Raw genomic sequence first — 12,088 nt, 5'->3', positions numbered from 1 at the left:
CCTCCGGGCCGTCAGGACTTCGGTACGAGGCGGACCGTGGAGAGGATCTGACGGATGGTGGCGTCCGGCAGCTCGTCGGCCACGCCGTCGGCCCCGTAGAGCACGAAGGTCGAGAAGTCGCCGGCGTTGTTCTTGAAGGTGAAGGCGATGGACTTGCCGTCCGACTCGCACTTGTTGCGCTTCTTCACGCCCGGCGCCGTGGCGGTCGCCATGCTCCCGGTGAGGCCGGACTTCGTCGTGTACGGCACGGGCTTGGAGATCTTGATGGTGCTCTGCGGCATGTGCTGCGCGTAGCCGCCCCACACCCAGGTACCCGCCTCGCCGCGCGCGGCGGACGCGGTGTCCTTGGCGCCCTGGCCGCCCTTGGTGCCGGCGGTGGCCAGGCCCCAGGTCTCCGCGGTGCCGTTCTTGTCGGTGTCGTAGGTGCACCACTCGCTCTTGAGGCGCGTCGGCCCCGACATCGTCACGAGGGCGCTGCCGTCGTTCTTCTTCTCGTCCTCGAAGAAGGTGATCGTGCCGGGCTTCAGCACCTGCCACTCCGGCGGTACGTCGAAGAGGGTGCCGTACTTCGGGTTGTGGACGACCTTCCAGCCGGGGATCGTCGGCTGCTGGGCCGCGCCGTCGCGCGGGTTGGCGAGCGACGGCGAGCTGCTGGGGTCCGTCGTCGGCGTCGCGGGTGCCGAGGCGGACCCCGTCGGCTTGCCGTCGGCGAGCGGCTTCTCGTCGTCGTCCCCGCCGAGCACCAGATAGCCGGTGACGCCCGCCGCGGCGACCACGGCGATCGCGGCGACGATCGCCACGAGGGTCGTCTGCTTCTTCTTGCCGCCGCCGGGGCCGCCGGGCTGCCCCGGGCCCGGCACCGCGTACTGCTGCGGCATGGTCGGCTGCTGGTACGGGTTCGGCTGGCCGTAACCGGGCTGCTGGGCGTACCCCTGCTGGGGGTATCCGGGCTGCGTGGGCGGCTGCTGCGGGTAGCCGGGCTGCGTCGGCGGCTGCGGGTACCCGGGCTGGGTCGGCGGCTGCTGATACGGGTTCGGCTGCTGGTACCCCGACTGCTGGTAGGGATTCTGACTCTGGTCCTGCGGGTTCTGCTCGCCCCCGGGCGGCTGCTGTCCTGGCCACATGGCCAGTAACCATAGAGGTGCGGAGGCGGCTCGACCACGCCCGCCCCCGGACCGCGGACGCGCGAGGGATGGCCAAGCTCGGCTACTCGTGGGTAACATCGCGGTCCATGAGCGCAGACCAGATGACCGTCGGCGAGATGCTCGCCGCCACGGTGCCCATGGCCGGAACCCTGAACCTGGAGTTCCTGGAGACCACCGCCGAGCGCGCCGTCGTGCGCCTGCCGGACCAGCCCGCCTACCACAACCACCTCGGCGGCCCCCACGCCGGAGCGATGTTCACGCTCGCCGAGTCCGCCAGCGGCGCCATCGTGCTCGCCGCCTTCGGCGACCAGCTGAGCCGCGCCGTACCGCTCGCCGTCAAGGCCGAGATCGGCTACAAGAAGCTCGCCATGGGCGTCGTCACGGCCACCGCCACGCTCGGCCGCCCGGCCGCCGAGATCGTCGCCGAACTCGACGCCGGGGAGCGGCCGGAGTTCCCGGTGCGGATCGACATCACCCGCGAGGACGGCGCCGTGACCGGCGAGATGACCGTCGTCTGGACCCTGCGTCCGAACAGCTGACCCTCGGACGCCACGGCCGCCCCCGCATCTCCTGGAGGACCTCCCGAAGGTGCGGGGGCGGCCGTGCTCCCGGGTGGCCGGCGGCGGGGCGCGTTCGCTGCGACCGGGTAGGCTGCCCCGGCGTGCCCGCCGCGGTGCGCGCCCGCGCCACGGCCCTCGACCAGGGGCCCGCGCGGCATCGCAGTCGAAACGGGAGGAAGCCGCGTTGCACGTCCAGGAGTGGCTGGAGACGATCCCGGCGGTCGCCGTCTACGTTCTCGTGGGAGTGGTGATCGGGCTGGAGAGCCTGGGCATCCCGCTCCCCGGCGAGATCGTGCTCGTGAGTTCGGCGCTGCTCGCCTCGCAGCACGGTGACATCAACCCGTGGGTGCTCGGTGGCTGCGCCACCGCCGGCGCGATCATCGGCGACTCGATCGGCTACGCGATCGGCCGCAAGGGCGGCCGGCCGCTGCTCGCCTGGCTGGGCAAGAAGTTCCCCAAGCACTTCAGCGAGGCGAACATCGGCCTCGCCGAGAGGTCCTTCGAGAAGTGGGGCATGTGGGCGGTCTTCTTCGGCCGTTTCATCGCCCTGCTCCGCATCTTCGCCGGGCCGCTCGCGGGCGTGCTGCACATGCCGTACTGGAAGTTCCTCATCGCCAACGTCTTCGGCGGCATCCTCTGGGCCGGCGGCACGACGGCCGTCATCTACTCGGTCGGCATCGTCGCCGAGGCATGGCTGAAGCGCTTCTCCTGGCTCGGCCTGGTCCTCGCCGTCCTGATCGGTCTCGCCTCCATGCTGATCATCAGGAACCGCGCCAAGAAGGCCGCGGCGGAGCGGGCCGACGCGCCCGAGCCGGAGCGGGAGCCGGTCGCGGTCGCGGACTGAGCCCCCTGCGTACGAGAAGAAGGGCGGCACCCTCCAGCGGGTGCCGCCCTTCTCCGTCCGCGTACGGGGCCGCTCGGTTCGCGTCCGGAGCCCGTCAGTCCGAGAAGGCCTCGGCGTGGCCCTTGGCGAGCAGCAGGTACATCTCGGCGTTGAGCTTGATGCCCGCCTGCTCCTCCTCGGTCAGCGGGCGGCGCACCTTCGCCGGGACGCCCGCCACGAGCGAGCCCGGCGGGATCTCCATCCCCTGCGGGACGAGCGCCTGCGCGGCGACGAGCGACCCGGCGCCGATCCGCGCCCCGTTGAGGACGGTCGCCCCCATGCCGACGAGGACGTCGTCCTCGATGACGCAGCCGTGCACGGTCGCGTTGTGACCGACGGTCACGCGGGCCCCGATCGAGACGGGGAAGCCCGGGTCGACGTGGACCGTGCTGTTGTCCTGGATGTTGGAGTCCTCGCCGATCGCGATGGGACCGCAGTCCGCGCGCAGCACCGTGTGGTACCAGACGCTGGCCCGGGCACCGAGCGTCACCTCGCCGAGGACCACGGAGGTCGGGGCGGTGAAGGCGGTCGGATCGATCCGCGGCTCCTTGCCGCCCACACCCTTGATCAACGCCTCTGTCATGGTTCGCTCCTGATCGTCAGCCGTCGTGTCGCGCCCGGGGGTTCCCCGGCGCACCCTATGCCGCGTCCATGACGGACATCACAGCGCACCGCACCGATCAGGCACGACGGCGCCGACTACGGTGTCCGGGTGCCCAGGAACAGAAACACGTTCTCATCCCTCGCCGCCTGGCGGCGCCGGGTCCTCGCCCGTGCCGTGCAGGGCGGCTGGCGCTGGGTGCAGGAGACCGGATCCGTCACCGCCGAGCACCCCGGCAGGCTGCGCTTCCGCCGTCTCGGCGCGGGCACCCGGCTGGCCTTCCCGCAGGGCACGGTCTTCGGCGAGCCGTGGATCGAGATCGGCGAGTGCTGCATCGTCGCCGAGCAGGTCACGCTGACGGCGGGGATGCTGCCGGGCCTCGACCTGGGACCGGACACCGTTCTGACGCTCGGTGACGGGGTCGTCCTCGGCCGGGGCAGCCACGTGATCGCCGACGCCAGGGTGACCATCGGCTCGGACACGTACTGCGGCCCGTACGTCTACATCACCTCGACCAATCACAGCTACGACGACCCGGACGAGCCGGTGGGCCGCCAGTGGCCCCGCTCGGAGCCGGTCACCATCGGCCCCGGCTGCTGGCTGGGCACCGGCGCCGTGATCCTTCCCGGTGCGAGGCTCGGCCGGAACGTGGTGGTCGCGGCGGGCGCGGTGGTACGCGGCGAGGTGCCGGACCACTCGGTCGTGGCGGGCGCCCCCGCGAAGGTCGTCCGCGGCTGGGACCCGGAGAAGGGCTGGCAGCCGCCGCTGCGGACCCCGGCCCCCGTCCCGATCCCGGAGCACGTCACCGCCGCGCAGCTCGCGGCCCTCGCGGCCTGGGAGGCCGGCCGCGCCGGCAGCTCCGAGGCCGTGCCTTCCTGATCGCCGCGACGGACTTCAGCCGGTGGCGAGCAGGACCGTGCCCACCAGGGCGAGGCCCGCGCCCGCGGCCTGGATCGCGCGGAGGCGTTCCTTGAGGAAGCCGCGGGCCGCGAGGGCCGTCACCACCGGGTAGAGGCTGGCCAGTACGGCGGCGACGGTGACCGGGCCCTGTTGGGCGGCGATCGCGTACGTGCCGTTGGCCGCGACGTCGGCGAGGCCGACGAAGGCCAGGGCCGGGAGCGCCGCGCGGATGACCTGGGGGCCGCCCTCGGGGAGGGCGCGGCCGCCGCGCCGCACCGAGGCGTACAGGGCTCCGCCGCCCACCAGGACGTTGGTGACGCGCTGGACGAAGAGGGCGAGGAACAGGCCGGTGATCGTGGTGGAGGCCTCGGCGATGAGCGCCATCACCGAGCCGAAGCCGAAGGCCGCGACGACGGTCAGGAGCACCGCCTGCCGCTGCACGGGTGCCCCGCGCAGCTCCGGTCCGCCGGCGAGGAGCACGCCGACGATCGCCACCGCGATCCCGGCGAACTGGAGCAGCCCCGGCCGGTCGCCCACGAGGAGGCCGACCGACACCGGGACGATGACACCGAGCGAGCCGAGCGGGGAGACGACGCCCATGGGGCCGAGGGCGAGCGCCTTGTAGAAGGCGAGCATGGCGGCCGGGCCGACGACGCCCGCCCCGACCGCGTACCAGAGCTCGGGTCCCGCCTCGGTCCACGCGCTGGTCGCGAGGACGACGGCGCCCAGGACGAGGACCGCGAGGATCTGCGAGACCACGACGACCGTGAGGGCCGGTATCCGGCGCGTGAGGAGCCCGCCGCCGAAGTCGGCGAAGCCCCACAGGACGCTGGTGGCCAGGGCGAACAGCACGGTCATGAGGCCTCGCAGTCAGGGACGGCAGTACAGTGCAGTGAACATTCGGGTGCACCTCACCGTAGTTCAGTACCTTGAACTCTGTCATGCAAAATATTGGACGGAATGTGTCGGACCTCGATCAGCTCACGCAGTCGCTCGCCCGGAACCTGAAGCGCTGGCGCAAGGAACGGGGCTTCACCCTGGACGCGCTCGCCGCACGGGCCGGAGTCAGCCGCGGCATGATCATCCAGATCGAGCAGGCCAGGACGAACCCCAGCGTCGGCACGACCGTGAAGCTGGCCGACGCCCTCGGCGTCTCCATCACGACCCTCCTCGACTACGAGCAGGGCCCCCAGGTCCGTCTCGTCCCGCCGGAGCAGGCCGTCCGCATGTGGTCCACCTCCACCGGCAGCCACACCACACTCCTCGTCGGCACCGAGGCCCGCGGTCCCCTGGAGCTCTGGGCGTGGACCCTCATGCCGGGCGACGGCAGCGCCTCGGACCCGCACCCGGAGGGCACGGTCGAGCTGCTCCACGTCACCTCGGGCGAGCTCACCCTCGTCGTGGACGGCGAGGAGCACCCGCTGCCCGCCGGCAGCTCCGCCGTCTTCGAGGCCCACAAGGCGCACGCGTACCGCAACGACGGAGCCGAGCCGGTCGAGATGACCATGGCGGTCTCCATCCCGCCCGTACGCTGAGACGAGCCGCCGGGCGCCGTACGGCGGTTGTTACCGTGCGGCCATGCGCGCACCCATCGGAGACTTCGACGACGCCACGCCCGCCCCCGACTGCCTCGACCTGCTGACCGGCCCCGTCGCCGCCGCCGTCCGCGCCTGGACCGGGCCCGTCCCGGCCGACCGGCTGCTGTACGTGGACACCGACCCGGCCATCGCCGACACCGCCGTCTTCGTGGAGCACTACGGGCCCGCGCTGCTGGACGAGTCCGCCAACTGCGTGGTCGTCGCGGGCAGGCGCGGCGAGACGACGACCCTGGCCGCGTGCGTGGTGAAGTCGGCGACCCGGGTCGACGTCAACGGCGTCGTACGCAAGCACCTCGGCGCCCGCAAGGCCTCGTTCGCGCCGATGGACACCGCGACCGGCGAGACCGGCATGGAGTACGGCGGCATCACCCCCGTCGGTCTGCCCGCCGCCTGGCCGCTCCTCGTGGACGCCGCCGTGGTGGACACCGAGTGGGTCCTGGTCGGCAGCGGCCGTCGCCGCGGCAAGCTGATCCTGCCGGGCAAGGCCTTCGCCCAGCTCCCGGGCGCGGTCGTGCTGGAAGGACTGGGCGTACCGCTCGGCTGAGCGCGGTGCGGTACGGCGTGAGCGGTACGCCGCACGCGGTGTGCAGGCGTCAGCCCAGCCGCGGGAACTCGATCGCGGGGCAGCGGTCCATGACCATGTCCAGGCCGGCCTCACGGGTACGGGCGAAGGCCGCCTCGTCGATCACGTCCAGCTGGAACCAGACCGCTTTGGCGCCGATGGCGACGGCCTCGTCGGCGATCCCGCCCGCCTGCTCGCTGTTGACGAACACGTCGACGACGTCGACGGGGAAGGGGATGTCGGCAAGGGAGGCGTAACCCCGCTCGCCGTGGACCGTCTCCGCCTTCGGGTGGACCGGGACGATCCGCTTGCCGTGGCGCTGGAGGACGGCAGCCACCGCGTACGCGGCCCGTGACCGGTTCGAGGAGAGCCCGACCACCGCCCAGGTGTCGCCCGTGGACGTCAGGATCCGCCGTACCGTCTCGGACGCGGAGTACCCGGTCGCTTCGGTGGTCGTGGTGTCGACGCTCATCTCGTCTGCTGCCTCTCCTCGGCGCGGTCCCGCTCCTTGTCCTCCGCGTCAACCAGCCGCCCCATGGCCTGATTCCCGTGCGGGAGGCCGTGCGCGAGGCCGCCCCGGAAGGTCAGCCGTCCCACGCCCGCCGTTCGGCCTCCCGCGGGGCCTCCACCACGGTGGGGGCGTCCGGGCCGAAGGTCATCACCGGGCGGGCCGGGTCCCACCGGCGCCAGCCCGGCTCGCCCGTCCTCGCGAAGGCCACCCAGGCCGCGTGCATCGCCGCCGCCAGGTCGCGGGGCGCGTCCGGGCCCGTCAGGGCACGGGTCTCCGGCAGGTCGAGCGTGTCGAAGACGAAGCCGAGTTCCAGCGCGTGACAGGCGCCGAGGCCGAGGACCGGCGAGCGCCAGCCGAACTCGTACAGATACGTTCCGCCCGGCGCGCCGGAGGCCAGACGGCTGTCCGCGAGCCTGTTCAGCGGGATCCGCAGCAGCTTGTCCGTGGCGAGCGCGCCCAGGACCTCGCCCGGCTTCTCCGACGGGCGGCCCGCCCGGTACACCCGGGCCGCCCGGGACGGCACCTTCGTCTTCCACAGCAGGATCCGCTGGAGCAGCGGGCCCACCCGGTCGACGACCCCGCCCGGCACGAACCACAGCCGGTACTCCTCCGTGGTGGTGCCCATCAGGAGGTCCACCCCGGCCGACGCCCCGTCCGCGAGCGCCTCCGCCGGATCGCGCGGCAGCACCTCACCGTCCACGACGATCTGGAACGCGTGCCCGCCGCTCAGGGGCGACCCCTTGCCGGTCACCTCCGTCTGCGCCGCGAGCAGCCGCTCCCGGTCCACGCGCGCGAACGCCTCCGCCGTGGCCGGCACCTTCAGCCGCGCGGCCACCGCCTCCGTGGTCGTCCGGGCCTCGGCGAGCGGCCGGGCGATCGGGGCGCCGCTCTGCACCACCGCCCGCCGGAACAGGCCCCGCGCGAGCGGCGAGGCGAGCAGCGCGGCGATCGAGATCGCGCCCGCCGACTCGCCGAACACCGTCACCCGGTCCGGGTCCCCGCCGAAGGCCGTGATGTTCTCCCGCACCCAGGTCAGCGCGGCGATCTGGTCGCGGAGGCCGAGGTTCGCGGGAGCGTCGGGGAAGACCCCGAAGCCCTCCACGCCGAGCCGGTAGTTGACCGAGACGAGGACCACCCCGTCCCGGGCGAAGGCGGTGCCGTCGTAGACCGGGACCGCCGAGGAGCCGTGGATCAGCGACCCGCCGTGGATCCAGACCATGACCGGGAGCCCACCCTCCGCAGGGTCCGGCGCGAGCGGCGCCGAACCCGCCCACGGCGCCCACACGTTCAGGTTCAGGCAGTCGTCACCCGCGATGTCCGGGTCCGGAAGGAGCGCGTCGAGCGGCGGGGCGTACGGGCGCTTCGGCGCCGTCGGGCCGAAGGCCCCGGCCTCCCGCACCCCGTGCCACGGTACGGCCGGTTCCGGCGCCCGGAACCTCAGCGGGCCCACCGGCGCCCCCGCGTAGGGCACTCCGAGGAAGGCGGCCACGCCGTCCTTCAGGACACCCCGCAGCGCCCCGGACCGGGTGCCGACCTCGGGAACCTGCTCAGCCATCGTTTCCGTCCCTCCCGCCGTCGTCGCTTCAGACCAGAGCCCGCTTCAGGACCTTGCCCGTCGGGCCCAGCGGCAGCTCCTCGACGAAGCGCACGAGCCGCGGGTACTTGTGGCGGCCGAGGCGCTCCCGTGACCAGTCCACGAGCTCCTCCGCGGAGAGGGGGGCCGCGCCCTCCCGGCGTACCACCACCGCGCACACCTCCTCGCCCTTCGCCTCGTCGGGGACGCCGATCACGGCGACCTCCGAGACCGAGGGGTGGCGCACCAGCACCTCCTCCACCTCGCGCGGGTAGATGTTGAAGCCGCCCCGGATGACCAGGTCCTTCTTCCGGTCGACGATCCGCAGGAAGCCGTCCTCGTCCCGTACGCCCAGGTCACCGGTACGGAACCAGCCGTCCACGACCGCCGCCGCCGTCGCCTCCGGGTCGTCGAGGTACCCGGCGAAGACGTTGTGCCCGCGCACCACGACCTCGCCGACCTCGCCGTCCGCGAGCAGCACGACCCGCCGGTCGACGGCCGCGTCGGCGACGCCCACCTCGACACCCCAGACCGGATGCCCGACCGTCCCCGGCCTGCGGCCCAGGTGCGGCTGGTTGAAGGTGGCGACCGGCGAGGTCTCCGTCAGGCCGTACCCCTCCAGGACCTGGGTGTCGAACGTCTCCTCGAAGCGCTCCAGGACCGCGACCGGCAGCGCCGCCCCGCCCGACACGGCGGCGCGCAGGGCCGCGGGACGCACCTCGGAGCCGGCCGCCGCCTCCACCAGGGCGTGGTACATCGTCGGCACCCCCATGAAGACGGTGACGCCCTCGTCGGCGAGCACCTGAAGGGCCGCGGGGCCGCTGAACCGGGGCATCAGGACCAGCGTCGCCCCCTTGCGGAGCGTCCCGTTCATCGCGCAGGTCTGGCCGTAGCTGTGGAAGAGCGGCAGACAGCCGAGGACCACGTCGCCCGTGCCGAGCCCGAGCAGGTCCTGCGCGGTCACGGAGGCGTTCATGACGATGTTGAGATGGGTGAGCAGGGCGCCCTTAGGACGGCCCGTCGTCCCGCTCGTGTAGAGGATCACCGCAGTGTCGGAGGGCTCGGCCGGCTCGGCCGCGGCCAGCGGCTCCCGCGCCGGGGGCGCCCCCTGGAACGCCCGCACGCCGGCCGCCCGGGCCGCCTCGTCGGCGACCGCCCACAGCGGTCCGCCGCTCACGATGCCCACCGCGCCGCTGTGCTCCAGGACGTACCGCACCTCGTCGGCGACGAGCAGGGCGTGAACGGGGACGACGGTCGCACCTGCCGCGAGCGCCCCGTAGTACACGCGCAGGAACTCGATCGTGTTCGGCAGCAGGACGGCCAGCCGGTCGCCCGGCTTCACCCCCGCCTCGCGCAGCCCCGCGGCGCAGCGCAGCGCCTCCGCCCACAGCTCCCCGTAGGTGAGCCGGGTGCCGCCCTCGACGACCGCGATCCGGTCGGGGAAGTGGCGGGCGGACTCGCCCAGCACGCCGGCGACGCTCAGTGACATGACACGCTCCAGGGACGCGGAGTCAACAGCTCTGTTGACGATCGGTGACACGGCACAGAATCCGTCGAGGCGCCGCCCGGATGCCATGTGCAGACGCCCACCATGTGGCCCGCCGAGGTGGGCAGCGGCCCCGCCCGCCCGTCCGTCCCGTGGCATTCGCCAAAATCCGGCGCTACGGTGCCAGCCATGACGCACAACCCGGGAGCCCGGCCATGACGCACCACCCGGCGGTGCCCGGTGGGCCCGCCGGGGCGCGCTCCGGCGCGAGCGGGAGGACCCGCACCCCCCTGGGCGGCGCAGGCGCCGGCGCGCTCCGCCGCTCCCTCGCCACGACGATGCTCGCCGACATCGACCGGCTCACCGACCGCGCCGTCGACGACATCCGCGCCCACTCCGGTACGTACGCCTCCGGCGCTCCCGTCACCCGCGACGACCTCTGGGAGATCTGCCGCGACAACCTGCTGCGCGCCCTGGAGGACTTCGGCGGCCTCGAAGCGACCGGCGGCGACTTCGAGTGGGCCGCCCGCGAGACCGGCCGCCGCCGTGCCGATCAGGGCGTGCCGCTCGACACCGTGCTGCAGGCCTACCGGCGCGGCGGCCGGGTGCTCTGGCAGGTCATGGCCGAGCACCTCCGGGTACGGGCGGGGCGGGAGTCGGACAGCCGGGACGTCGAACTGGACATGGCGAGCGGCGTCTGGGAGACCATCGACCGCTACTCGGTCGCGATGGCCGACGCGTACCGGATCGCCCAGCTGGAACTCCAGAGCCGCCAGGACACCCGGCGCGTCGCCCTCTTCGAGGCGCTGCTCGACGGCCGCGCCGACGACCCCGCCGTCGCCTCGGCAGCCGCCGCCGCGCTCGGCGTCCCCGCGGTCGACCGGTACGTCGTCGTGGTCGCCGCCCAGGACCCGGCCGCGCCGCCGCACCCCTCGCCCGTCCTGGAGGCCCAGGGCATGTGGTCGTTCTGGCGGCCCCGCTCGGGCCGGTACGCCGGCATCGTCCGGCTGCCCCGCCGCGACGCGCCCGCCGCCCCCGGCCGGGGAGACGACCCCGCCACGCGCGCGCTCCTCGCCGCCCTGCGCGAGCGGACCGGGGCCACCGCCGGGATCTCCCCGGAGTTCGAACGGCTCTCCCAGGCGGGGCGCGCCCTGCGGCTCGCCGAGCAGACCCTGCGTACCCTCCGCGCGGGCAGCGGCGAGGTCGCCGTCTTCGACGACCGGCTCGCGCAGGTGCTGCTCAGCGGGCGCACCGACATCGCCGAGCGGATCGTCACCGTCCACCTCGGGCCCGTGCTCGCGACCGGCGGCGAACGCGCCGCGCTCCTCACCACCCTCCGGGTCTGGCTGGATCACGGCTGCTCGGCCTCCCGGGCAGCCGAACAGCTCTACTGCCACCGCAACACCGTCCTCAACCGCATCGGCCGCATCGCCGAGCTCACCGGCCGCTCCAGCGAGTCGGGCGAGGCCCGCCTCGGCTGGGCCCTGGCCCTGCGCGCCCTCCCGTACGCCGGGCTCACGCACGCGGCGGAACCGGCCGCCGGGGAGCGCGAGGCGGCGGGAACGTAGGCTGGCCGGATGCAGGAGCAGTACCGAACGCCGGCCCGCGAGGGTGTGCACGAGACGGAGATCAACCGCTCGCGCTTCCTCTGCACGCTCGCGCCCGTCGCCGACGAGCGGGAGGCGCAGGAGTTCGTCGCGCGCGTCCGCCGGGAACACCCGACCGCCACCCACAACTGCTTCGCGTACGTCCTCGGCGCCGACGCCTCCGTCCAGCGGGCGAGCGACGACGGCGAACCCGGGGGCACGGCGGGCGCCCCGATGCTGCAGATGCTGCTGCGCCGCGAGATGCGGTACGTCGCCGCCGTCGTCACCCGCTACTACGGCGGTGTGAAGCTCGGCGCGGGCGGCCTCATCCGCGCGTACGGCGGTGTGGTCGGCGAGGCGCTCGACGCGCTCGGCACGGTGACCAGGCAGCGCTTCCGGCTCGCCACCCTGACCGTCGACCACCAGCGGGCGGGCAAGCTGGAGAACGACCTGCGGGCGACCGGCCGCGCCGTCCGTGACGTGCGGTACACCGACGCCGTCACGATCGAGATCGGCCTCCCGGACTCGGACGTCCCCGCCTTCCGCGCCTGGCTGGCCGACGCCACGGCGGGCACGGCCGCGTTCGAACTGGGCGGCGAGGCGTACGGCGACGCGTGAGGCGTGACACCCGACACCCCGCCCCGGCGCCCGACCGCCCGGCGCCCGAGGCCTGAACCCCCCGC

At 73.8% G+C, this 12,088-nt stretch carries 13 protein-coding genes; 7 read left to right on the top strand and 6 right to left on the bottom strand.

Annotated elements, in window-relative coordinates:
- Nucleotides 1-11: 11 nt before the first annotated feature.
- A complete protein-coding gene (locus tag IO20_RS0104475; protein WP_030545894.1) occupies nucleotides 12-1,124 on the bottom strand; it encodes a DUF8017 domain-containing protein in 1,113 nt (370 codons plus the stop codon).
- A gap of 122 nt (nucleotides 1,125-1,246) precedes the next feature.
- Between IO20_RS0104475 and IO20_RS0104470 the strand changes: the two genes are divergently transcribed.
- Nucleotides 1,247-1,684 carry a DUF4442 domain-containing protein gene (locus IO20_RS0104470; RefSeq protein ID WP_030209444.1) on the top strand — a complete coding sequence of 146 codons (438 nt, stop codon included), beginning with the start codon at nucleotides 1,247-1,249 and terminating at the stop codon, nucleotides 1,682-1,684.
- Nucleotides 1,685-1,889: 205 nt separating this feature from the next.
- Nucleotides 1,890-2,549 (top strand): DedA family protein, encoded by a 660-nt coding sequence (locus tag IO20_RS0104465; protein WP_030209441.1) that lies wholly within the window; start codon nucleotides 1,890-1,892, stop codon nucleotides 2,547-2,549.
- 94 nt (nucleotides 2,550-2,643) lie between these two features.
- Here IO20_RS0104465 and IO20_RS0104460 read toward each other — a convergent pair whose 3' ends face one another.
- Nucleotides 2,644-3,171, bottom strand: a complete 528-nt coding sequence (locus tag IO20_RS0104460) for a gamma carbonic anhydrase family protein (protein WP_030545896.1) — start codon at nucleotides 3,169-3,171, stop codon at nucleotides 2,644-2,646.
- Between the two features lie 129 nt (nucleotides 3,172-3,300).
- Here IO20_RS0104460 and IO20_RS0104455 point away from each other — a divergent pair, with 129 nt between their 5' ends.
- A complete protein-coding gene (locus IO20_RS0104455; protein ID WP_030545897.1) occupies nucleotides 3,301-4,068 on the top strand; it encodes an acyltransferase in 768 nt (255 codons plus the stop codon).
- 15 nt (nucleotides 4,069-4,083) lie between these two features.
- Here IO20_RS0104455 and IO20_RS0104450 read toward each other — a convergent pair whose 3' ends face one another.
- Nucleotides 4,084-4,947 (bottom strand): DMT family transporter, encoded by an 864-nt coding sequence (locus tag IO20_RS0104450; RefSeq protein ID WP_030545899.1) that lies wholly within the window; start codon nucleotides 4,945-4,947, stop codon nucleotides 4,084-4,086.
- A gap of 104 nt (nucleotides 4,948-5,051) precedes the next feature.
- Between IO20_RS0104450 and IO20_RS0104445 the strand changes: the two genes are divergently transcribed.
- Both IO20_RS0104445 and IO20_RS0104440 read left to right on the top strand, forming a co-directional pair.
- Entirely contained in the window at nucleotides 5,052-5,624 is a 573-nt protein-coding gene (locus IO20_RS0104445) for a helix-turn-helix domain-containing protein (protein ID WP_030545901.1), read from the top strand.
- Nucleotides 5,625-5,667: 43 nt separating this feature from the next.
- On the top strand, nucleotides 5,668-6,231 hold the full coding sequence (locus IO20_RS0104440; RefSeq protein WP_030545903.1) for a YbaK/EbsC family protein: 564 nt from the start codon (nucleotides 5,668-5,670) through the stop codon (nucleotides 6,229-6,231).
- A gap of 49 nt (nucleotides 6,232-6,280) precedes the next feature.
- Here the strand turns inward: IO20_RS0104440 and IO20_RS0104435 are convergent, their stop codons facing one another.
- The 3 genes from IO20_RS0104435 to IO20_RS0104420 form a co-directional block, all read right to left on the bottom strand.
- Nucleotides 6,281-6,721 carry a CoA-binding protein gene (locus IO20_RS0104435; RefSeq protein ID WP_051874242.1) on the bottom strand — a complete coding sequence of 147 codons (441 nt, stop codon included), beginning with the start codon at nucleotides 6,719-6,721 and terminating at the stop codon, nucleotides 6,281-6,283.
- Nucleotides 6,722-6,833: 112 nt separating this feature from the next.
- A complete protein-coding gene (locus tag IO20_RS0104425; RefSeq protein WP_030545907.1) occupies nucleotides 6,834-8,315 on the bottom strand; it encodes a carboxylesterase/lipase family protein in 1,482 nt (493 codons plus the stop codon).
- 28 nt (nucleotides 8,316-8,343) lie between these two features.
- Entirely contained in the window at nucleotides 8,344-9,822 is a 1,479-nt protein-coding gene (locus tag IO20_RS0104420) for a long-chain-fatty-acid--CoA ligase (RefSeq protein ID WP_030545909.1), read from the bottom strand.
- A gap of 212 nt (nucleotides 9,823-10,034) precedes the next feature.
- On the opposite strand from IO20_RS0104420, the gene IO20_RS0104415 reads away from it, so the two are divergent.
- Together IO20_RS0104415 and IO20_RS0104410 are read left to right on the top strand one after the other, a co-directional pair.
- Nucleotides 10,035-11,387, top strand: coding sequence for a PucR family transcriptional regulator (locus IO20_RS0104415; protein WP_030545911.1), 1,353 nt, complete (start codon nucleotides 10,035-10,037; stop codon nucleotides 11,385-11,387).
- Nucleotides 11,388-11,396: 9 nt separating this feature from the next.
- On the top strand, nucleotides 11,397-12,023 hold the full coding sequence (locus IO20_RS0104410) for a YigZ family protein (protein WP_030545913.1): 627 nt from the start codon (nucleotides 11,397-11,399) through the stop codon (nucleotides 12,021-12,023).
- The last annotated feature ends 65 nt before the right edge of the window (nucleotides 12,024-12,088 follow it).

The organism is Streptomyces exfoliatus, from assembly GCF_000725545.1.
Lineage (GTDB): Bacteria > Actinomycetota > Actinomycetes > Streptomycetales > Streptomycetaceae > Streptomyces > Streptomyces exfoliatus.
This window is presented reverse-complemented; position numbering and strand designations above follow the sequence as displayed.